21 protein-coding genes are annotated in these 22,962 nt (G+C 43.2%); 12 read left to right on the top strand and 9 right to left on the bottom strand.

Features of this window, described 5'->3' with window-relative positions; translation table 11 throughout:
* The first annotated feature begins 100 nt into the window (after positions 1-100).
* The 4 genes from K0I73_RS05055 to K0I73_RS05040 all read left to right on the top strand — a co-directional run bounded on the left by K0I73_RS05055 (position 101) and on the right by K0I73_RS05040 (position 3,177).
* Positions 101-457, top strand: a complete 357-nt coding sequence (locus K0I73_RS05055) for a VanZ family protein (RefSeq protein WP_220063424.1) — start codon at positions 101-103, stop codon at positions 455-457.
* Between the two features lie 28 nt (positions 458-485).
* Positions 486-1,436, top strand: a complete 951-nt coding sequence (locus K0I73_RS05050; protein ID WP_220063423.1) for a ketopantoate reductase family protein — start codon at positions 486-488, stop codon at positions 1,434-1,436.
* 99 nt (positions 1,437-1,535) lie between these two features.
* On the top strand, positions 1,536-3,077 hold the full coding sequence (locus tag K0I73_RS05045) for a sodium-dependent transporter (RefSeq protein WP_220063422.1): 1,542 nt from the start codon (positions 1,536-1,538) through the stop codon (positions 3,075-3,077).
* Positions 3,067-3,177, top strand: a complete 111-nt coding sequence (locus K0I73_RS05040; protein ID WP_220063421.1) for a MetS family NSS transporter small subunit — start codon at positions 3,067-3,069, stop codon at positions 3,175-3,177. The genes K0I73_RS05045 and K0I73_RS05040 overlap by 11 nt, the downstream gene beginning before the upstream one ends.
* Positions 3,178-3,211: 34 nt before the next feature.
* Here the strand turns inward: K0I73_RS05040 and K0I73_RS05035 are convergent, their stop codons facing one another.
* A complete protein-coding gene (locus tag K0I73_RS05035; RefSeq protein ID WP_220063420.1) occupies positions 3,212-4,096 on the bottom strand; it encodes a LysR family transcriptional regulator in 885 nt (294 codons plus the stop codon).
* Positions 4,097-4,248: 152 nt separating this feature from the next.
* On the opposite strand from K0I73_RS05035, the gene K0I73_RS05030 reads away from it, so the two are divergent.
* From K0I73_RS05030 to K0I73_RS05010, 5 genes are all read left to right on the top strand, one after another.
* A complete protein-coding gene (locus K0I73_RS05030) occupies positions 4,249-4,608 on the top strand; it encodes a MaoP family protein (protein ID WP_220063419.1) in 360 nt (119 codons plus the stop codon).
* 3 nt (positions 4,609-4,611) lie between these two features.
* Positions 4,612-5,646 carry a glutathione synthase gene (gene gshB, locus K0I73_RS05025; protein ID WP_220063418.1) on the top strand — a complete coding sequence of 345 codons (1,035 nt, stop codon included), beginning with the start codon at positions 4,612-4,614 and terminating at the stop codon, positions 5,644-5,646.
* Positions 5,633-7,624 carry a flavohemoglobin expression-modulating QEGLA motif protein gene (locus tag K0I73_RS05020; protein WP_220063417.1) on the top strand — a complete coding sequence of 664 codons (1,992 nt, stop codon included), beginning with the start codon at positions 5,633-5,635 and terminating at the stop codon, positions 7,622-7,624. The genes gshB and K0I73_RS05020 overlap by 14 nt, the downstream gene beginning before the upstream one ends.
* A gap of 113 nt (positions 7,625-7,737) precedes the next feature.
* Entirely contained in the window at positions 7,738-8,409 is a 672-nt protein-coding gene (locus tag K0I73_RS05015; protein WP_220063416.1) for a phosphatase PAP2 family protein, read from the top strand.
* A 284-nt stretch (positions 8,410-8,693) separates the two neighbouring features.
* Positions 8,694-10,133 (top strand): methyl-accepting chemotaxis protein, encoded by a 1,440-nt coding sequence (locus K0I73_RS05010; RefSeq protein WP_220063415.1) that lies wholly within the window; start codon positions 8,694-8,696, stop codon positions 10,131-10,133.
* A gap of 100 nt (positions 10,134-10,233) precedes the next feature.
* On the opposite strand, the gene K0I73_RS05005 is transcribed toward K0I73_RS05010, so the two are convergent.
* The 4 genes from K0I73_RS05005 to K0I73_RS04990 all read right to left on the bottom strand — a co-directional run bounded on the left by K0I73_RS05005 (position 10,234) and on the right by K0I73_RS04990 (position 14,714).
* Positions 10,234-11,121: a multidrug transporter gene (locus K0I73_RS05005; RefSeq protein WP_220063414.1), complete on the bottom strand. Its 888-nt coding sequence runs from the start codon at positions 11,119-11,121 to the stop codon at positions 10,234-10,236.
* A gap of 171 nt (positions 11,122-11,292) precedes the next feature.
* Positions 11,293-12,528: a DUF819 family protein gene (locus K0I73_RS05000; protein WP_220063413.1), complete on the bottom strand. Its 1,236-nt coding sequence runs from the start codon at positions 12,526-12,528 to the stop codon at positions 11,293-11,295.
* Positions 12,529-12,580: 52 nt separating this feature from the next.
* The gene (locus K0I73_RS04995; protein ID WP_220063412.1) at positions 12,581-13,471 is read right to left on the bottom strand and encodes a LysR substrate-binding domain-containing protein; all 891 of its coding nucleotides are present in this window, start codon (positions 13,469-13,471) and stop codon (positions 12,581-12,583) included.
* 211 nt (positions 13,472-13,682) lie between these two features.
* Complete coding sequence (locus tag K0I73_RS04990; protein ID WP_220063411.1) at positions 13,683-14,714, bottom strand: porin; 1,032 nt, start codon at positions 14,712-14,714, stop codon at positions 13,683-13,685.
* A gap of 298 nt (positions 14,715-15,012) precedes the next feature.
* Here K0I73_RS04990 and K0I73_RS04985 point away from each other — a divergent pair, with 298 nt between their 5' ends.
* Entirely contained in the window at positions 15,013-16,770 is a 1,758-nt protein-coding gene (locus K0I73_RS04985; protein ID WP_220063410.1) for a flavocytochrome c, read from the top strand.
* A 265-nt stretch (positions 16,771-17,035) separates the two neighbouring features.
* Here K0I73_RS04985 and kdsA read toward each other — a convergent pair whose 3' ends face one another.
* The 4 genes from kdsA to K0I73_RS04965 all read right to left on the bottom strand — a co-directional run bounded on the left by kdsA (position 17,036) and on the right by K0I73_RS04965 (position 20,761).
* Positions 17,036-17,884 carry a 3-deoxy-8-phosphooctulonate synthase gene (gene kdsA / locus K0I73_RS04980; RefSeq protein ID WP_220063409.1) on the bottom strand — a complete coding sequence of 283 codons (849 nt, stop codon included), beginning with the start codon at positions 17,882-17,884 and terminating at the stop codon, positions 17,036-17,038.
* A 68-nt stretch (positions 17,885-17,952) separates the two neighbouring features.
* Positions 17,953-19,206, bottom strand: a complete 1,254-nt coding sequence (locus K0I73_RS04975; protein ID WP_220063408.1) for a DUF819 family protein — start codon at positions 19,204-19,206, stop codon at positions 17,953-17,955.
* A gap of 380 nt (positions 19,207-19,586) precedes the next feature.
* The gene (locus K0I73_RS04970) at positions 19,587-20,375 is read right to left on the bottom strand and encodes a transglutaminase family protein (protein WP_220063407.1); all 789 of its coding nucleotides are present in this window, start codon (positions 20,373-20,375) and stop codon (positions 19,587-19,589) included.
* A complete protein-coding gene (locus tag K0I73_RS04965) occupies positions 20,375-20,761 on the bottom strand; it encodes a SirB2 family protein (RefSeq protein ID WP_220063406.1) in 387 nt (128 codons plus the stop codon). The genes K0I73_RS04970 and K0I73_RS04965 overlap by 1 nt, the downstream gene beginning before the upstream one ends.
* Positions 20,762-20,892: 131 nt before the next feature.
* On the opposite strand from K0I73_RS04965, the gene K0I73_RS04960 reads away from it, so the two are divergent.
* Together K0I73_RS04960 and K0I73_RS04955 are read left to right on the top strand one after the other, a co-directional pair.
* Entirely contained in the window at positions 20,893-21,327 is a 435-nt protein-coding gene (locus tag K0I73_RS04960; RefSeq protein ID WP_220063405.1) for a GNAT family N-acetyltransferase, read from the top strand.
* 358 nt (positions 21,328-21,685) lie between these two features.
* On the top strand, positions 21,686-22,894 hold the full coding sequence (locus K0I73_RS04955) for a class I SAM-dependent methyltransferase (protein WP_220063404.1): 1,209 nt from the start codon (positions 21,686-21,688) through the stop codon (positions 22,892-22,894).
* Positions 22,895-22,962: the final 68 nt, after the last annotated feature.

The following is a 22,962-nucleotide window of genomic DNA, read 5'->3' as shown; positions in this document are numbered from 1 at the left end:
CGGTAGCAAAAAAACTTCACCACCTATCACGGCGAATTATTAATGACTTTAAGATGACATTTTTCTATGATTGGTAAAACCACCTCAATAATAGTAACTCGTGATCTCTAGAAAGCTCATTTTTAAACTAGCCTTACTTCTTGCGTTACTCGTGATCAGTTATTTAGTTTTCTCTCGCCCCAATTATCCTCAGCTTGTACCCAACATGGACAAAGTTGGTCACTTGGGCAGTTTTTTCTGCCTTGCGCTACTCACCTATCTGGCTTTCGAGCCCAAATGGTATACGCTGACTTCAATACTGGCTTTTTACGCAATCTTTATTGAACTAGTACAATCGACTCTTCCCTATCGAAGCGCCTCTAGTGCCGACTTTATCGCCGATATGCTTGGTGTAGCGCTGTTTTATTTTATCCACTGGCTCTATAGACGTTACGTTAAAGCCAGTTTTATTCGTTAAATTGATCGATAACCTAGGCCAACTAACGATGCAAATCCTAAACCGTGATAACAAGAAACCAAAGGTTGCAATACTCGGCGCTGGCGCGATTGGACAACTACTCTTCCATCAGTTTGCTAAGGCTAATAAGGCGCCTTACGTCATTGGGCGCAGCGCGCACGCAGCCACTGCAGTAAATTCATCAAACATGGCTACACTGCATTATACTGATATATCAGGCGAGCAGCTAGACCGACAGGCGCAGGTGATTTTACCCGAGTCACAGCAGCTAGTTGAAATCGATTTGCTCATTGTCTGTGTCAAAGCGTATCAAGTATTTGATGCCTTAGTTTCCCTCATACCTAAGCTCCACTCACACTGTCATCTGTTACTTTTGCATAATGGCATGGGGCCTCATCTAGAGATTGCTAAACTTTTAAACGGCAGAGGATTAAGCCTTGGAACGACATCCCAAGGCGCACTGAGACCTAAACAGTGGCACATTATTCAAACTGGCACAGGGTTAACCCAGCTTGGCCACTACTGCGGCCCAATGATGTCAGTGCAACTCAAACAACAATTATTAGATAGCATTCCTAATAGCCAATGGTGTGAGCCCATTCTGCCTATGCTTTGGCAGAAGCTGGCAGTCAATATTGCCATTAATCCATTAACCGCCATCTATAATTGCCGAAATGGAGAACTGGCGAAGCCACAGTACCGCAATGAGATCTGCGCACTATTAAATGAAGTGTTCACCGTGGCCGATGCAGAGGGTCTAACTCTCGATAGGCCCGCACTCACCCAGCGCGTTTTTGATGTCATACACCTGACAGCAAACAATCACTCCTCCATGCATCAAGATATTTATCATCAGCGAAAAACTGAAATTGATGCGATAAACGGTTACTTGATAATCCGTGCCAAACATCACGGTATCGACACCCCGTGTAATACTAAGGTTTACCGACAAATCATCACGCTACAAAACCATGGCTAACCAGCTTAACCGTATCTAAGTGACGGTTATCTCTCCCGCTATTGCCTATTAAAGACTAGACTTGATCCAAGTATTGCAAGAGTTACCTTGAGGTGACCGATGAAGCGAGAACAATGGAATTCGAGGGTTGGATTTATACTGGCGGCAGTAGGGTCGGCGATTGGATTAGGTAATATCTGGCGATTCCCCTACATGGCCTACGAAAATGGCGGCGGTGCCTTTTTCATTCCCTATCTCTTTGCCATGTTGACCGCCGGCATCCCGTTTATGATTTTAGAATTCAGTCTGGGGCATAAAATCAGGAAAACCGCGCCTCGGGTATTTACTCAACTCGGCCAAACCTTAGGTGTAAAACTTGAGTGGCTTGGTTGGTTTCAAGTATTTATCGCTGCGGTTATCGCTGTCTATTATGTTGCTATTATCGGCTGGACCATCTCCTACTTAGGCTTTTCATTCAACCTAAGCTGGGGCGAAAATCCAAACCAATTTTTCTTCGATGAGTTTTTAAAGCTGGGTAATAACTCCCCTTCTAACTTAGGAGAGTTTCAATTCGGTATCGCTATCAGCATCACTATTGCTTGGCTAATGAGTTTCGCTGCGGTCTACACTGGCGTAAAAGGCGGGATTGAACAGGCGAATAAGATATTGATGCCACTGCTGTTTATGATGGTATTGCTGCTAATTGCAAGAGTGCTCTTTTTACCAGGTGCACTATCAGGGCTCAATTACCTGTTTGAGCCCGATTTTAGTCGGCTATCGGATTTCAAAGTATGGTCAGCGGCTTACGGACAGATCTTCTTCACCTTAAGTGTGGGCTTTGCCATCATGCTCGCCTATTCCAGCTACCTGCCAAGTAAATCCGATATTAACAACAACGCCTTCATGACAGTGTTGATCAATTGCGGCTTCTCGATTCTAGCGGGTATTCTGATTTTCGGCGTATTGGGCTACATGGCAGAGCAACAGATGAAGCCGCTCACCGAAGTCGTTAGCTCGGGAATTGGCCTCGCTTTCGTGACGATTCCCACAGCAATTAACCTAATGCCAGCACCTTATATTCTTGGTCCGCTATTTTTTATTGCATTGGTTATCGCAGGGCTCAGCTCCCATATTTCAATCATCGAAGCGGTGATCAGTGCGGTTATAGACAAGTTTCATCTACGGAGAAAAGTCGCGGCCATTATTGTTTGTAGCTTTGGATATCTCGTCTCCATGGCATTTGCCACCAATGGCGGGCTTTTGCTATTGGATTTAGTCGATTACTTTATTAATAACATCGCGCTATTGATGAGCTGTCTAATCGAATTAATTATTGTCACTTGGTTACTCAAGGTTAGCTTTATTCGGCAGCATGCCAATGAAAATTCAGAGTTTCATGTGGGTCACTGGCTAGAGATCTGTTTAAAATTCATCAGCCCAGCAATCCTAGTCACTATTCTCATGAAGAACCTCTACAACACTATCGTCAACGGCTATGGCGATTATCCAATAGCCGATCAGCTTATTTTTGGCTGGGGGTTAGTGGGTACCATGATGTTTTTTGCCATACTGATTAATTTGAGCAGTAAGCATCAAGGGTATCCAAACATCCATTCTCCAGACGATACCGAAAAAAAGGAGCAACACTCTAATGACAGCTAGCGCCATGATGATGATGTCGATAGCCATATTGCTCACATGGGGCGGTGCGGCAGTCTGCATTGCGATTGCACTAAAACATCGCAATGCAGACCGAGAATGAAATGCTTGTTACTGGGACAATATGGATTAAATGCTTAATCCATCAAATTGGCTTGCTGAAGACTTAACGCCGTCAGCGGCTGAATATCTTTTACTAACTCTTGGATCTTAGTGATAGCCTCGATTGAGCCACTGTCTTTTCGATAAGAGAGGTAAATAGGCCTGTTCCACGCTTCGACGCCATCAACTAGATAGAGCTGCTTAGCATTTAAAAACGGCTCGACCATCGAAAGCGGTAAATAAGCCGCTCCCGCTTTATCGAGAATAAAGTCCAGTGCGATTCGCCCCGTAGAGGTTCTCAAATATGGAGGAGGAATACGGTAATGCCGCTCAGCGTGCTCTGACGCAAATCGGGTGCCCCAATCGACATACACATAATGCTCAGATAATGCTTGCTCTTGGCTACAGGGAGACGTCGATACCAACACCAATACCAGATCTGCGACCTGCTTACATACCAGCTCATCAGATTTGAGCGGGTCAAAAGCAAATGCCATATCGATAGTACGTTCAATAAGCTGACGATTAAGCTGCTCACGACCTAAAGCCTCGGCTAAAAAGCCATAGCCGCCAAAAGCCTCGGTGACCTTACTTAGGCAATGTTGCAAATAGGCATCCCAAATATTCGGCGTTCCAGCCATAGTAATTTGCAGTGCTTTATTGTTTGCAAGCGCTAACTCATTCTTAGCTTGCTCTAAGGTGTTAACCATCACCTCCGCATAAGCCACTAATCGCTCACCAGAGGTCGTTAATTTAATGCTATTACGATCTCGGATAAAAAGTGGTGAATCAAAGAAAGACTCCAACTGCTTAATCCTTGCACTTACAGCAGCTTGGGTTATATATAAGTTTTCGGCAGCACGACCAAAATGACGTGTTTGTGCTACTTCTAAAAACGTTTTAAATACTTTTACGTCCATTACTTACTCTCTGTCGATTTCACCGAGAGAATAACAACTAATCCTGATGGTGACGACAAAAAAATTTTGTTTCTCTTTTGGGGGCAAAAAACATAATTTCGCGATCGAATATCCCTGTAGTTAAAGCGTTTAAATCACAGTTAGAGGTTGCCATGTCAGAAGATTCATTCCGTTTTGGTCAAAAGCGTTTTTTTGATGACAAAAACTTTCCAAGAGGGTTCAGCAAGTCAGGTGAATTCACCTTGTCTGAAGCGGAGCTATTAAGCCTATATGGCGATACTATGCTCGCGTTTGAGTCAGGCGAATTAGATCCTGAAACCGCAGAGGAAAAACATTTTATTAAGGTGTTAAAACACCCTAATAAGGCCAATACTAAACTCGAACATGTATGGATAAAATACACTAAGCTCACTCGTGAGCCGAAAAAGTTTCACACCCTAAATAGCACTGTGAACAAGCGTGTTGAAGAATACAGTTACGTAGAATCACACCCCGACGATGAGGTTGCTTAAATAATGCACATCTGTTTTTTGATGTACCCGTGGGAACGTATCGATCCAGAATCTGATACCACCCTAAGACTAGTTCATGAATGCGCGCAACGCGGTCATACCGTTGCTATCACCACCACCAGTGGGTTAACTATTCGAGACAGTAGTGTCTACGGGTTTTGTCAAATCATCAAAAAAGGAACTAAGATCCCCGATAACATACCGCGCTTTTATCGGTCGGTTGAGTTTCATAAGGCGCGTTTACCTATGGCCGGATTTGATTGCATCTTTATGCGTGCCAATCCCCCATTGGATAACCTTGCACTTAACTTCCTCGACTCCGTCAAGGGAGACACCTTGATCATTAATGATCTCGAAGGATTACGCGTGGCCAATAATAAACTTTACACCGCCAGTATGAGCGGTGCGGCCAGTCGTTATATCCCCACTACCCACGTATCAAAAAATCGTGACTACCTTCAGCGAGTGCTAGAAGAGAGTGACAGCGATAAGATGATCCTCAAACCATTAAATGGTTTTGGTGGCCACGGGGTCATTGTGATTGAAAAAAGTGCCAGACAAAACTTCAGCTCATTGTTAGACTTCTATATTGGAGCCGATGAGCAAAGTAACTACGTGATCTTACAAGATTACATAGAAGGAGCAGAGGAAGGCGATAAACGAATCCTTATGCTTAATGGCGAACCTATCGGTGCCATGAGACGCGTTCCCGCATCTGGTGAGTTTCGCTCTAATGTGCATGTCGGTGGCAGTGTCGTAAAACACACCATAACACGTGAAGAGCGTGAGCTTTGCGCAGCAATTGGACCTAAGTTAGTGCGTGACGGTCTCTATTTTACTGGCCTAGATGTTATTGGTAACAAACTCGTTGAAGTTAATGTGTTAAGTCCTGGTGGCATTACCCGTATTAATAAATTAAACCGAGTGAGACTTCAAAAACAAGTGATTGATTTTGCAGAGAACATCATTAACTCTAAAGATTTACTTATGCAACGCAAGAGTGCATATCGACGTGCGGTAGAAGATGCAAACTTATAGTCTTGAGCAGATGTTAGGCCTGATTAAGCAAGGCAAAGCTTTTTCGGGTCAATTAGAAACATCTGGCTGTATTATCAAAATAGAGGAATATCTTCCGGTAGTGTGCACCGCAATCCATGCGGGCCACAACTTGAGAAATGAGCTGATCAGATTGGGTCAACTTACCGCCGAAGAACGCTATTTCGAAGAAGATCCCTATACCGATGAAGTCATCGCCTCACAACCCATTACACTGGTCGGCACTGATTCACGGTTTGAATATGATCTTAATCGCCCAAAGAGCCTTAGTACCTACTACAAATCGGCTTGGATGAAGCAGGTCTGGCGCAAGACGATGAGTGCCAAACAGCGCAGCATCAGTCAAGCCAAACATAACGACTTTTATCTTCTCTATGAAGCGCTTATCGCTAAGCTAGAGTCCATGTTTGGCAACGTTATCGTATTTGACTTGCACTCATACAACTACAAGCGCATCGAAAAGCCTGCCCCAGTATTTAATATTGGGACGGCACAAATCGATATGGAACGTTGGGAGAACGTGGTTAAAAAGTTCCAAAGTGAACTCGGCAACATCACCCTGCCCAATATTGAAGTCGATGCTAAGATCAACGCCGTCTTTGAAGGGCGAGGTTACCTTATCGCCCATACTAACGCGCATTTTGATCGTACCTTAGTGCTGCCCATTGAGATAAAAAAAGTGTTCATGGATGAGCTAACGGGCGAAGTTTATCCTATCGTACTCGATGATCTAAAACTTGGGCTGAAAAATGCGTTTAGCGCCACCAGTGCTTATTTTCAACGTAAGCTCAATCGTCGCAGCAAGACCCGTAGCGCCGACATGCTCTCCAGCGCCGTCGAATCCTCGGTCCTCGAAATCGACGCTAGCCTGTTCCGTTTAGCCCAGAAGGTCAATACCTTAAAATATGTAAACCCGACTAATTTAGTGGCTGAGCGCAAACGTTTTTTCTGTGCACCGAGTCGCTTTAAGCCAAACTTTCGCTACCGTCAGCTGCCGATAGATGCCAATGAGTTTAAATATAAACTCTACCGCCTACCGATAGACAATATCTCTGATCCCGCTCTAAAGCAGATGTATAGTGATATAGTTAACAAGCTCGGCGAGCAGGTCGACATGCTAACGAACGTCGGACAGGAAGGGTTTGTTTATAACTCCTTACGCTACTACGGCCGCCCAGATAACAGCGCGATAAACAACGCGAAGTTCCTGCTTTACGCCAAGGAGATCCCCGAAGAGTGTGGCGAACAGTTCGATGCCAAAGCCGCATGTGAGCAGATGAAGCAACAGGCAGACTCATGGGGAATGCAGTGTAAAATCAGTCTAAGTACCTCTATTGTTGCCCGAGCAATGGTGAGCTCAATGCCCCCACAGCTGACGATTAATAGCCATGCTGAGTTTTATAACAGTGAGGTGCAGCGTCTAATTCAACATGAACTTGGCGTGCACATGGCCACAACGCTCAATGCCAAGCAGCAACCACTAAAGGTGCTGCGACTCGGGCTACCTGGCGCCACATATACGCAAGAAGGCTTAGCGATACTAGCTGAGCTCAATGCAGGCTTTATGGCTCACGCACGCCTCAACACCCTAGCCTGTCGAGTATTAGCCGTTAACTCCATGTTACAAGAGCAAGATTTTTACCTTACTCACAGCTATCTCGTCGACGACGTCGGTATGGAACCAGGTGATGCCTTTGTGACTGCGGCTCGTGTCTATCGCGGCGGTGGATTTACTAAAGATCATCTTTATCTCAGCGGCTTTTTAGAGATGCTTGCATTGTCTAAGACTCGCAGCTTGAGTAATCTACTGGTCGGTAAAACCAGTGTACAATACCTAGATCTTATCGATGAATTGGTCCAACGTAACTGGCTTGTCGCGCCGACTTTCAATGTCACCAGTGACAAATGTCTCGAAGAAAACCCAAGCCTTAATTATCTTATCGAGAGTCTACGAAGCTAACTCATGCCCCTTCTAACGCTTTTCTGACGACATAAAAACGCCATACTAAACCTGTGGCGTTTTATTTATCTAAAGAGTAAGGTGACCTCAGTTGCCTTCTGTTTTAACCGACTATGATAAAAAGCGTTTTCCATAGCAGCCTTAAAGGGTTAGCACTACTCTATGGCTCGTTAATTCTACTGTGCCTGTTTAGCATCCTCTTTGTCGATCGTAACCTCGCCGAGTTAATGCATCAGCAAACCTACGGCCGGCAGATACTTAAATGGTTCAGTTATACCCCTGTACTATTGGAGTTCACCGCAGGCCTTGTGATTGCAGCTTGTATGAGTCAAACCTTTAGGCAAAAATACCTCACACTCGCTATCGAACTGTTAATGACAATTGCATTGGCATTCGTTACTCGTCTCGCCACTAAATACCTATTTGGCAGAACCTGGCCAGAGAGCTGGATTGAACTGCCATCAGGAGGCCATAATCCGTCATGGATTGCAGACGGTATCGAAGCATTTCATCCTTTCGCAGAGGGGCTATCTTACAACTCATTCCCCTCAGGGCATGCCCTATTTACCTTTGCCTTAGCGCTGACCTTTTGGCGCCATCTGCCGCGATTTGGGATTCTCTGGTTTGCTCTACTGATTGCTGCATTGGCAGGACAACTGGGGATGAATTATCACTATCTGGGCGATCTTATCGCCGGGGCTAGCTTTGGGTTACTCGTGAGCCATACAGCTAAATATATTGCAACAGAGCTTTCATGGCAGCAACCCAAGGATCTCCCCAAATAATTAAGCTGAACAAATGAGTTCAAATAAAATTCGCTATAAGTCAGTCGATATTGACACATAACACCAGCGATTAATCATTGAGGCATGGGCGACGAGTAATGGGCACAGGTTTAGATCCACTATATTCAACTCGATACTCGCAGCATAAATATTGGTCAAATTACATACAAGCCACTAAAAAGTCATTACAAAAATGCTAAATACGTTATTAAATTGGTGTTAAACTTTATAATCTATTCTACTATTCTTTTAAGCTTTCGCCTGACAACGATTTGGAACCAACTATGAGAGAAGTGAATTTCCGCACCATAGATAAACTATTTATCAAAATGTCGATAAACGATAAGTTTTGGGCGATCTTTGCCGCTTTCCTTATCGCGCTAACTAGCATTGCCGTTTTTCGCTATCAAGACAACATAGAGCAAATTGAACAACAATCGCTCAGCAATCTGGAAAGCCAACTAACGGGTATGGTTCGTGCAATCGAAAGCACTGGACAAACAGATAAGTTCGCCACGCTGAATATTCAAAATAGCAATGCCAGTAAATCATCACGTAAAAATGACACGATAACAGCAGTGATCAAGAGCCAATCGGGCCAAATGTTAAGCATCAGCCAAGGTGTCAGCTCTCAAGAAAAAGCCGCCAAAAAATCGGCTTTCTATAGTCTGCTGCTCACTTACCTATGGGCGCTACCATTTGCCGTGATCCTATACTGGACAGCGACTTTCATTGGCGGTGCGCTTTGGGTGTTATGGAATACCACTGAAAATATCGCCAAGGGCGACCTTACCTCTCGACTCGGATTTCATCCTGGCCGCGATGAGTTTGGCACCATAGGTTGTGCACTCGATAATGCCATGGACACCCTGACTGAACTGGTTGTTACGGTAAAAGACAATGCCAACACGTTACATAACACGGCATCATCATTCGCAGCAGAAAACCGTGAAAGTGAAGAGCAGATAGAGCAGCAATACCTCTCGCTCGATTCAGTCGCAACCGCAATGGAAGAGATGACAGCATCGGCTTCTGAAGTTTCTAGCATCTCAAATAACTCGGTGGCTCAAGTAGAGCAAAACTCACAATCTATTCGCCAAAGTTACCAGCGAGTGCAAAAAGCGATAGATGATATAGAGCAGTTATCGCGCTTTATCGAACAGACGTCTGATTCAGTGAACACCTTGAAAGTGAACGCGACCAAGATCAACGAAGTGATCACCACAATTAATGCTATCTCAGAGCAGACCAATCTCCTAGCTTTGAACGCCGCCATTGAGGCTGCGCGAGCGGGTGAAATGGGCCGAGGTTTTGCGGTAGTTGCCGACGAAGTTCGTACCCTTGCAAGCAGAACACAGTCGGCAACGGTAGAGATCCAAGCCATGATTGAAAATCTGCAGCATGAGACTAACAACATAGATAGCATCACTCAAAATACCGTTAAGCAAGCGCAATCGAGTCAAACTCTGATCACCGAAATTGGCACAGATGTCAGCTCAATCAACGAATCATCTCAAAGTGTTATCGATATGAGCTTCCAAATAGCCGCGTCCTCAGAAGAACAAAGCGCTGTTGCTAATGATATAGCCTCTGAACTTAGTGAAATTAGGCAAAAAGCGAATACAATTAAAGAGCTTGCTCACCAGTCTTCTAACGGTGTTGTGCAGCTATCTCAGGCCTCTGAAAGCCTAGGAAACATCCTCGCAAGGTACCAAACCGCCTAGAGTGTAAATCGACATAAGGCCTCTTGTTTCAGGGGCCTTATTTCTATCCCTACCTTATGTGGGGCTCATCCTATGTCCGACTCATCACAGTGCGCCAGTCCTAACTCCACATCACTAGTACCGCAGCAAGTGCGATCAACACTAATGCCAGCATATCTTTGACTTTTACTCCCTGCTTTAAAAACAGGACTGAGATCAGGATCGTAAAAAATATCTCTATCTGACCTAAGGTTTTTACATAGGGTACCGCCTGCAACGACATTGAGCTAAACCAACCTATAGAGCCAAAGCAACTGCTAACACTAATTAACAAAGTTAAGCGCGGTCTATGCCATAGAGCTAGTAATGTCTCCCTATCCCGAATCAATAGATAGAGGGTCAACAGCAAGGTCTGTATGCTAATAACCCATAATAAAACCCAGGCTGCCCGATGAGGAAATGGCAGCGTTAAACACAAACTCGCTTCCCTTATCCATAGAGACGTTAGGGCGAAGGCACTACCGCAACTTAGCCCTATTAGCATGGTTGCTGGAGATAGATTCTTAATGCCTTGATTGGTACTCATCATAAACACGGCCGCCGCGCCGATAGTGACCCCTAACCAACCCAATAAACTCAAATGAGTACCAAAAAACAATACCCCCAATATGGCAGCAACGATCGCCTCACTCTTCGCTAGACCTGCACCAATGGCAAAATCACGCATCTTAAATAGTTGCACCATCAAAGCGGTTGCAAGGATCTGCATCAAGGATGCGCCAATGACATAGCACCAAAAACTAAGAGTGAGCATATCTAAGGTGAGCGCACTATCAACAGGTAGCCACCAGTAGAGAGCTGCAAGATAGATCGCTGCTATCGGACTTGCCCAAATAAATCGCGCAAGCGTGACCCCAGCGACTTTTACGTCAATGCTAAGCTGACTCTGAAACGCATTGCGCCATGCCTGCATAAATGCCGCAAGTAAGGTAAAAAATATCCATGCCATTGCAGAGTCCTATATTGGCATATGCAAAAAATGCAGCAAACCAATATTATAAATTACTAAATTTTTGAAATATTGTTAATATAAATAAAACTCAAAGCGGAAGCACTTGATCAGAATTCTATTATCAAAAATCACAAAGAAATATAACCACGAAGTTTTAAAAAATTTAAATCAGCCCGGCACCACGAGCCTTAATAATTCGCCACAGATCCACGCCATATATGTCGCTAACGCATAGCCCAGCACTGATAACAACACAGCCACTGGCGCAAACGCCTTATGAAAAGCAACCGCTACAATAGGAGATGATGCCGCGCCGCCTAAATTGCACTGGCTCGCTATCGCCATATAGGCCAAGGGGGATCGCGTCAATACGCCGACAACTATGATAAATGCAGCATGTACCGCTAACCACATAAAGCCCATGATAAAGTAAATAGGAAAATCTGCGATAGCACTGATATCCATCTTCAGCCCCATAATTGCAATCAAAAAATACAACATAACAGATGATACTTTAGATGCCCCCACTAGCTCTAATCGACGGGCTTTAGTATAAGAAAGTAAAACACTAATGCAGGTGACAACAACGACTATCCAAAAAAATTCGGACGTAAAACTAAACTTCGCGGAAGCGGGGTATTCTCTAGCAAAAAATGGCACCATGATATCAGCAACACCATGGCCTAGACCTGTCACCGAAAACGCAACAGCGAAAATCAACATATAATCCCTTAACTCTGGTATCAAAGCTGATTGAGTTTCCGTTGCGCTAACAGACTGCTGCAATTTGATTAATCCGGAGCGATCTGCTCCCAACTTGTTATCAATATACTCATCATAATTGGCACAATAGAGTAAAAATGACATCCACAATGCTGAAAACACAACATTAACTGTGACCATAATTGAAAAGATACCATCACCAACGGCAAAAACTTCTTTCATCGCAAGCTGGTTAGCGGTACCGCCGACCCAATTGCCCGCCAGTGTAGCCATACCTCGCCACGCTGCATCAGCCCCATCCCAAGCTATAGCCTCTGGTGCAAATATAGTAAACAGGTAGAGCACTAATGGCCCACCAATAATCACACCAAAGCCACCAGAAAAAAATAACAACAGTATTTTGGGGCCAAGTTTACGAATGGCTTTAAGATCAACACTGATAACGAGTAGACACAAACAGGCGGGCATGAGGTAACGGGATGCAATCGTAGCAAGCTGGCTGTCACTGCTATCGACTAAGCCAAAAGCGTTAAATAAAGACGGTAGAAAATAACACATCACCATCACTGGTATGTATCTGTAAATTCTTTGCCAAAATGGATGCGCTAGTTTACTGGTATAAAAAATCAAACCAAGTAACGCAACAACTAAACCGAAAATAATGGGATCCGCAGTGACCAATCTATCTCTCCGGCAATGCCACCTTATTCAAATAGCGGCCCTGCACTGGTAATTATGATATCGCTTCATTATTGCAAAAGGCTAAAAACTTACTCGTCAACTCTGCCATAGGCTCATTATCACGAACCACAGACCAGTAATGGCGTTGATGCTCCCAACCAGGTAGCTTTAACTCCACTAACTCACCACGTTCAACCTCCTCTACCACCGCTATCCATGGCAATACGCTTAAACCAATACCAGTACCAATAGCACGCTTAATCGCCCCCATAGTGGTCATAGTTAGCTCTTGCTCTATATTAATTTTGGCACTTTTTAGTAGTTGAATTGCTCGTATCCGCGAAATTGAGCCAGCTTCATCTAGCACCCATAACTCTTTTGATAAACGGTCCGCTGTAATTGACTCGCCGATAATAGAATTTGATTTACCCGTGACAATACATATTTTATCTTTCAACCACAGCTCGCTTTTGAGATTTGAACTCCCAGATTTGGCATCAATAAAACCAAGATCTAACTCTTTTTCACTTACCATTTGCTCTATGGTGATTGAGTTACCAATCACTAATTTAATCTCTACGGACGGAAATTCTTTCTTAAATAATGGAATCTTACGAGATAATACATAGTTACCAGCGGTTTTACTGCTGCCGACCCTCAGGCTTCCTCGTATACAATTAGATGTTTCAGCTAATATCTGCTCTAGCTGCATTCCTTTTGACAACATCTCATTGGCATAAGGTAGAATGACTTTACCATTATCATTGATTGCTAAGCCATTACTACTTCGCTCAAATAATCGACTACCTAGACAGCTTTCCAACTCTTTTAACGCCATACTCACCGCTGGCACAGACATATGTAGTTCTTTAGCAGCTTTAGATATCTGCCCACTATGATGGATAGCTTTAAATATCGACAATTGTTTTAAAGTAATTCTCATAAAAAACGCTTTAGTAGGATGCTAACAACTAGTATATATAAAAATCCTTATTAGGTTAGGACAATATCTATTTCACTGCAGTAAATGTTAACTCGGTTAGAATAATTTAATTAATCTGACATACTGTAAAGGCGTAAATTGACATCGATATAGAGTCAACACACGCCTAATATGACGAAAACCTGATCTTACTAGTTTCTACGTCTGAGCCCTAAAAATTATAACGGACACCGATACTAGCAATATTATCGTCATCTAATTCAATTGTAGGTGAAGAATTACTGACACGATAATCACCAGAATATATTGCATAATGTGCATAAACCCTCATGGACTTAGATAAATTATAATCAGCACCAACTGTAACTGAATCAATATCAACGTCTGTTGCATTTTTGTAGTCTGCACTCGACACACTATTTTTTAAAAATTTACCAAAGCCAGCATTATCTTTCCCATATTCCGCTTTTAAATTAAGATCACCTATACTATAAATCGCACTAAAAAAATATGATCCACCACTTTTATCACTATTTTTTTGACTCTCGGTATTTTGATATAAACCAGACAAAACTAAATCACCAAGCTTTACTTGACCAACACTACGATAGGCATCAATACCACCGATAGTATTATAGGCAAGCGCAAAGTAATAATCTGACGTTTTAAACTTCTTATCACCCATCAAAAAACTTAGCGCATATTGCGTTTCATCGTTCCCTTCATAATTATCATCCATTAAATAGGTAGCATTTAAAGTAAATAAATTGGCCAGTTTTGGAGAATAATAGGTTATACCATCGGCCTTTCTCACTTGGCCGTCAATCATACGACTGTATGCAGCATTCGTTAACGCAAAAGCCTCTGCAGTGCCTTTAGATGTCTTCATGACAGTATCATTTCGGCCAACAAGAATAGTCCCTAAACGTTCAGACTTTATACCTAAATATGTATTTCTAGCTTTAAAAACAGTCGCTTCTTGTGTAGCACTATCGACTTCAACTTCGACTTTATATAGCAACTTAACATCAGAAGATAATTTTTCTGAACCTTTAACACCTATATTAGAAAAGTTATTTTCCAATACTGTTCCTTGCTTCTTGTTTTGAGTCGTTGTTCCATTTTCTGAATGTGTTAATGCAATATCCAACTTCCCATAAAACTTAGGAGGCTCAGCCATCACAGAGAAACTACTTAAAGCCATCACTGATAAAACACAAATTGATATCTTTTTATTATTCATAATCACCACCATTATTAAACATTTTTAAATCTGTCAAACCGTTTGATGTGCAATCACATATAGGCAAGGCAAACAGGATATAAATAATGCTACGTATAAGTTTATAGAAATACCCGCACCCAGCTCACACAAAAAACAAACAAGCAGATGGTTAAGAAAAACTTAAACATGTTTCATAAAAACTGACACAACTAAGTAACTTGATGAGGATCTTGTTTTTATTGACTCCATTTAATTAATCTCTTACCCCGAAAAGTAAAAAATAACTACACAATAAAATGAGTGTATGGAGTAGAAGATGAAATTAAATAAAATCGCCTCGGTAATGGCTGTCATGCTATTAACCTCAGGTGTAGCAATAGCAAAGGATCAAAGTTTGGCGAACTTTCATGCCGACATGGATAGCTGTCAATCTTGCCATAGCAAACCCATTAAGGTGAGCGATAGCGAAACCCACGAAAATCAACAATGCCGCTCTTGCCATGGATCCTATGAAGAGTTGGCGAATGAAAAACTAAAGTTTGATCCACATGCTTCTCACCTTGGTGATATTAACTGCACCTCCTGCCACTCAGGGCACTCAAAGCCCCAACTAACGTGTAATAATTGCCATAACTTTGAAATAGATATGCCATTTGCAGACACCAAAGAAAAGAAAAAATGGGATGCGGGTTGGAACCAAGACAAAATCCAAAAAGCCATTGATAAAGGGCCAGTCGAAACATTAGATGTCATCGTCGTCGGCGGCGGTTCTGCGGGCTTCAACGCGGCAATATCGGCAAAAATGCATGGTGCTAAAGTTGTCCTATTTGAAAAGGCACCATACACGGGTGGTAACTCTATGCTGGCAGCAGGAGGCATCAACGCAGTAGGAACCCCTCAACAAAAGAAAAAAGGTATCGAAGATAAAGTCGAATGGTTCGCTGAAGATGCCATGAAAGGTGGTCGCTACAAAAATGACCCCAAATTGGTAAAAATCTTAGCCGAAGAGTCAGCGGATGCCGTTAAATGGCTAGAATCTTTAGGCGCCAATATGGATGACTTAAAACGTTCTGGCGGTGCAAGAGTCGAGCGTACTCACCGTCCTTCAGGTGGCGCCTCTGTTGGACCACATATTATCGATGTTCTACGCAAAGCGGCAGTAGATCGTAATATCGATGTGCGCGTTAACTCGCGTGTGGAGAAAATCGTACTTAACGATGACAAATCGGTGGCAGGTGTGGTTGTTCATGGCCGTCACAGTGGTTACAACATGATCGCTGCTGATTCAATTGTATTAGCAACGGGTGGCTACGGTATGAACAAGGAGATGATCTCATGGTACCGACCAACATTTGCTAATATGACAAGCTCAAACAATGTGACAGCTACCGGAGACGGTATCAAGCTTGCCAAAGAGATTGGTGCATCAATGACCGATATTGATTGGGTACAGGCCCATCCAACCATTGGTAAAGATAGCCGCATCCTAATATCTGAAACAGTACGCGGCGTTGGCGCTATCATGGTCAATACCGATGGTAAACGCTTTATCAATGAGTTAACCACGCGTGACCGCGCATCAGACGCAATCCTAAAGCAGAAAGATAAATACGCTTGGTTAGTATTTGATGAACAGCTGGTTGAAAAGAAAAAGATGGTACGCGGATATGAGCACCTAGGCATGTTAAGCAAAGCAAATACTATTGAGGAATTGGCCAAGATCACCGACATGAATCAACTACCTCAGACCGTATCGGCTTATAACAAGTACCAAAAAAATGGTAAAGATGACGCCTTTGGTCGTGAAGATATGCCGTTGAATCTCACTAAGGCTCCTTTTTATGCTGTCAAAGTTGCTCCTGGTATTCATCACACCATGGGCGGCGTCGCTATCGACACTGATTCTAACGTATTAAATCTGCAAAGCTGGAAAATACCAGGTCTATTCGCCGCTGGTGAGGTCACCGGTGGTGTACACGGCTTCAACCGACTTGGTGGAAATGCCATTGCTGATACGGTTGTATTTGGCCGAAGAGCAGGTGAACACGCAGCGGAACACGCGTTAAAAAAATAATCCCTTAACTCATCACTCCCTTTAGACAAAGGCTAAGTCTCATCAACTTAGCCTTTTTTTTATAGTTAATCACTGCACTTAGTCGCACTGATTGAAATCCAGCATAGATTGAAATACTGCAATGTATAGCACTCAAGGATAACCCTCTGCTCGAGCCAAGCTGAACTCAGGATAGTGAAAACATAGCTAATCTCCCCTCTCTAACTACGACTCAAATACAAAAAAGCCTCGCATGTGCGAGGCTTTAGTCAGTAACACTTAGTGCTTACTTACTGGTGTCGATAGGATCGAATGATTTAACCAAATCATCAATCGCTTTCATCTGCACTAAGTAGTTCTCTAGCTGGTGCAATGGCAGCGCACAAGGCCCATCACATTTCGCATTATCGGGATCTGGGTGCGCCTCAATAAACAGACCAGCTAAACCTAATGCCATACCGCTGCGGGCAAGCTCAGTTGCTTGAGCGCGGCGTCCACCAGCACTATCACTGCGTCCGCCAGGACGCTGCAATGCATGGGTAGCATCAAAGATCACCGGGTAACCTGATTGCTTCATCTCATCCATGCCGAGCATATCAACCACTAGGTTGTTATAACCAAAGCTTGAACCACGTTCACACAAGATAATCTCATCATTACCGGCTTCATTAAACTTGGTGATGATATGACGCATCTCATGGGGCGCTAAAAACTGCGGTTTTTTCACGTTAATAATGGCGCCAGTTTTAGCCATGGCAACGACTAGATCCGTTTGACGAGCGAGGAACGCCGGCAACTGAATGATATCAACCACTTCGGCAACTGGAGCACACTGATATGTTTCATGAACATCGGTGATCAGCGGCAAGTTGAAGGTCGACTTAATCTCTTGAAAAATCTTTAACCCCTCTTCCATACCAGGACCACGGTAAGAGTTTACCGACGAGCGATTAGCCTTATCAAAAGAGGCTTTAAACACATAAGGAATACCCAATTTCTGAGTAACTTCGGCATAGGTTTCTGCGATCTTCATGGCCAAATCGCGAGATTCAAGCACATTCATACCGCCAAACAAGACAAACGGTTTATCGTTTGCTATCTCAATACTACCTAACTTAATGGTTTTATTACTCATCGCTACTTCTCTCTTAAGAAGCTAAGGCCTCGCCTTAGCATTAATCAAATAGGTATCAAGTCGAAACGCTAAGCGGCGACGACTTGCAAGATCTGACCACATAACCAAGCCATATAAGTGCCTACAGCATAGCCTAACACTGCCAATAACACACCGACTGGTGCAAGTGCAGGATGAAACGCAGCTGCCACTACTGGAGCCGATGCGGCCCCACCAACATTCGCTTGACTGCCCACGGCCATGTAAAACAGCGGCGCTTTAATTAACTTGGCCACCAGCAACATAAAGCCTGCGTGCACTATCATCCAAATAATACCGATGGCGAAGTACCAAAGGTTATCGGGGTCAAATAACTTAAACACATCCATATGTAGGCCGATAGTGGCAACCAAGATATACAGGAAGGCCGAAGCTACTTTAGAGGCGCCAGCGGCTTCTAAATGACGCACAGGGCTAAAAGACATCGCCAATCCGATAGTGGTTACCGTCACAATTAACCAGAAAAACTTAGAGGTTAAGCTGTAATCGCGAGTCCAAGGATAGTTGGCTTCGAAAAACGGCCCTAAGAAATCGGCAATCATGTGCGCAAGGCCGGTAATACCAAAACCGACAGCCACTATCATCATCAAATCACGCAGACTTGGAATACGGGCGTTCTCGGCATGATACTTTTCAACCTTTTGCTTTAAGGTTTCAATCGCCCGAGTATCGGCGCCAGTTCTGGCATCGATCTCTTTGGCTTTAGATGCCATGAACAGCAACACGGCCATCCAGATATTGGCAACAATCACATCTACCGTCACCATGATAGAAAAAATACTGCCACCGGCTTCATAGATCTCTTTCATCGCCGCTTGATTCGCGCCACCACCAATCCAACTGCCAGCAAGCGTAGTCATTCCGCGCCACACCGCATCAGGCCCAGTCACCCCAAGAACATCAGGATTAATCGTAGATATAATCAATAAGGCGATTGGTCCACCAATCACTATCCCCACTGTGCCAGTTAAAAACATCACGAGCGCCTTAGGACCAAGGCTCATAATCGCCTTAAGATCGACGCTTAAAATCAAAAGCACTAAACAAGCGGGCAATAGATAACGTGAGGCGACAAAGTAAAGCTTTGAGGTATCACCGTCGAGAATATTGAATGAGTTGAGCAAAGAGGGCAGGAAATAACACAGTAGTAGTGCAGGAATAAAACGATAAAACTTTACCCAAAATGGATGGCTGCTGCTATTGGTATAAAAAACGAAGCCCAATATTACCGCTAATAGGCCTAGACCCGTGGCATCATTGCTGACTAGTGCTGTACCGCTCATTTCATCTCCCTTAGTAACTCTATTTTAGTTATCTTGTTCTATTTATTTTGTATTAACTATTTTGTTGTAGTTGTTTATTTTAGTTGCTTGTATTTCATTGGCTTTGTCATAACGTAATGAGTTGTGAAAAAGCGATCAGACGAGTCGTTATTAACTGCCGAAAAGGCTCGGTTTATCCAGCCAACATTTTACAATGAAAGTGCACGATTTGTTTTCGCTTAAGCACAGCATCAAAGTTCAAGCCATGTCACAACATCACTAGGGTTAGAGCATAATTAAATTGTGCCTAACGCCGTCAAAAAGCCAATGGCGACTCCCAAAATGACCATAAAAAAGCTGAAGTATCTCGACCTCAGCTATTATGGCAGTTTAGCAAGCATTTAATGATAGACCTCTCGATCCTCATTGAGCTCTTTTAACTGTAACTTGACCAGTTCGGTTACTGGATCATGGGGACTATTGTCGACAAAATGCTGTAAATCCGCCGCCGCCACACTGATACACCCCAATTGCTGCGCAATGAAAGCCCGTTCACGATTAAGGTTTAAATCATCACTGTGCCATTGTAATAACAGATTGCAGCATTCCATAGCACTCTCAAACTTATGGGATAAAATTGCCCCAGCCTTGAGTTCATGAAGCATGCGCGACAGTAGACGTTTAATCGTTGCGGGCTTTAAGTAACGCGGCTTAAATGGCGCGCCATTACCGAGTTCCCCTCGAACCAACACATGTAGCTGATGCTTGGTGATATCATTGCCCGTTAACGGATCGATATATCTCACCTGCTTATCTATACGACTGCAAAGCACGGTATTACCAGGTAAGAGTAAAGGTTCTAACACCAAATCCAGCTGTTTCGCCAGTAACATCAACAATGTCGATAACGTAGTGCTATTACCCTGTCGACTTGTCACACAGCAAGCGAGATCAGCGGCTTCTACACTAAAGTAAGAATCTCTAACACAGAACCCTAAATCTTGATAAAACCACTTGATCAAGGCATTAAGCCTATCGTTGCGATCGACAAGATATTGGCTTAGCACCGAACCCGCCAACTCCAACCATGCCCACTTAGCGACTTCTTTTTTGGAAAAGCCTAAATACTCTGTAATGTCAAACGCGCTCTCTGGCAATGAGAGTTCATCATTAAGGATCATTTGTGTCATTAACTCATCAATATTGCTTGTTTAAACATCGCAATCTTTGCGGCATAAACGATCCAGGCAATCGCCCCTAATGCAGCGAAAACTTTAAATAATTTATTGCGATTCGCCTTTAAAGAGATGGTCGCTAAGAAGATATAAGCGACGACGGCAAAGATCTTTTCGGTAAGCCAAGCATCTTGAAACGGATACTGCTTAATGATGAAACACAAGGTTAAACCCGATAGTAAAAGGAAAGTATCGATAACGTGCGGCGCTATCTTAACGAACTTCTTGTCCATGATAGGGGACTGTTTTAAGTGCAATACAAAACGCACAATGAAAAACAGCACACTTAGGGCAATAAACGTCATATGAATGTGCTTAATAGCGGGGTATAAACTGTCCATTTTAAATTCTTTCGTTGTTCGCAAAGGCGCTAGTGTACCTGATTCACCTCTCCATCACCAATATCATCAAACGATTATCCAAGATAAACTAGTCCTAACCTGATAAACGATTAACGCTATTTGGAACCAATATGACAATGGAATTTACACGCGATGACTCAAATGAGTTTGCCGACGCCGTTAAACAAAAAATTGCCGAGTTTAACTGGCAACATTGGGAAGTGAGTGAACGCTTACCTTTAGGCTTAAAACTAGAAAATGAGCAAGGTGAACTTATCGCGGGTCTTTCTGCTCGTACTTTTGGTAACTGGATGATGCTAGATAATTTCTGGGTCAGTGATCAACTCCGCGGTCAGCAAATCGGTAGTCAACTACTGGCAGAAGCTGAGCGCATAGCCAAAGAACGCGGCTGCATTTACGCCATTTTAGATACCCTCAACTTTCAGGCTAAGCCCTTCTATGAGTCACGCGGCTATCAATTGCAATGGACCCAACAAGCATACCCAAAAACTGGATGTAAATATTTTATGACCAAAGCATTGTCGAGTGTTCAAACTAACAATTAACCATTACTGCTCTGTAGTAGGTAAGCAATCCCCAGTGAATGTTCAGACTAAAATAAACTGATTAAAGCTGAAATGGGATGATCGCCCATAAGCATAAAAAATGGAGAGACTCTACAACCCAATTTCAATATTGATTAGGCTATCGGATAAATCCCTACCTGTGACATAGGTTTTTGCTAATGGGATTAAAGTAACATAGATTAAGTAGCATTAAGCTATTAACACTATTATCAATTTACCTCGAATTTTGATTATCCAGTTAGTTAGCTAATTAGATGCTATCAGGCTTGTTTGGGATCGCAACAAACCTCTTTACACCCTTTAGCATCGCCAATTGTGCCGTATGAGGAGATGAACCGTGGATCAAACGACTAAAAATGTAAAAAGTATGTATGAAAGATATCCCTATCCCTCTGGAGATCCATCCATAAGAGCGGGTTTCGATGCTAGATTACTTTTAAGTTACGTTGCAAAGAAAAAAGATACGGACACGCCTCTTAACGTTTTAGATGCTGGATGCGGACGTGGCCCAGGGGTTCTTGGTGCAGCATCTCTACAACCCGATGTGATGTTTACTGCTATAGATATTAATAGTGTCGGTCTAGCGGAAGCCAAAACCAATGCAGAGACTCGAGGACTCACCAATGTTAATTTTATACAAGCAGACCTGATGACACTGGAGGGAGTTGACATTCCTCCAGGAGGGTTTGATGTTATCTATTCGTCCGGCGTATTACACCATTTGGCAGACCCTCAAGTCGGCCTTAATAACTTGGCCAATATTCTTGCGCCACACGGAGTGATCTCTTTAATGCTCTATGGCAGTTTTGGTCGGCAAGCCCTATACCGGCTAATTGAAGGAATCGATATTATCTCCCCTAATGAAGATGAAATTGAGGATAGATTACCACTTGCAAGAGCATTGACTGAGGAAGCTGATAACACCATTTTTAAAGGCAATTATTGGCAAGGTACCTATAGAAACCCCGATGTAGAGTTTGTTGATACTTGCCTTAATGTCAACGAAGTGAGCTACGATGTCGCTTCCCTATGGAAGTTCATTGATAACGCGAAAATGAAGTTTGTTCGTTGGATCGATCCTGATGTCTGGTCAGTAGATAGACGTTTTAACGACCCTCAGCTTTTAGCAAGACTAAGAGAGTTGAGCGAATTTGAACAATATCAAATAATTGAAAGATTATTCGAAATCCCTAAGTTAGAGCTTATTATATGTAAAACTGATAATACTGCAGCAGAGACGGTGAATATAGATGAGATAGAGTCCAGTCAATTTGCAGTAAATCCTGAAGCTTCATTTTCAGTGGAAAAGAGGAACTTAAACCAGTCTCAAAGGGTCGAGAGCCTCAGCTATAAGATTAGGCATAGCAAGAATCAATCGGTTACCGATCCCCTATTAGCTCAAATAGTATTGCTTCTTAGTGAACAGACAACATGTTTCACGGGTAGCGAGATCATCAGTGTGTTGAGTCAGAATGGCGCAGATAAAAACTCAGCTATCGAATTGATATACGAGTTGCTTGAGAAAGAGATTATTTTCATTCCCTAACGAAGCTCTGAAGGTAGAAGGAACACTTCTACCTTCAGATATCAACGGCTGGAATACTTTCAGTTATT

This window comes from Shewanella mesophila, from assembly GCF_019457515.1.
GTDB classification, from domain to species: domain Bacteria; phylum Pseudomonadota; class Gammaproteobacteria; order Enterobacterales; family Shewanellaceae; genus Shewanella; species Shewanella mesophila.
Note: the sequence above shows the minus strand (reverse complement) of the source record. Positions and strands in the feature narration are given on the sequence as shown.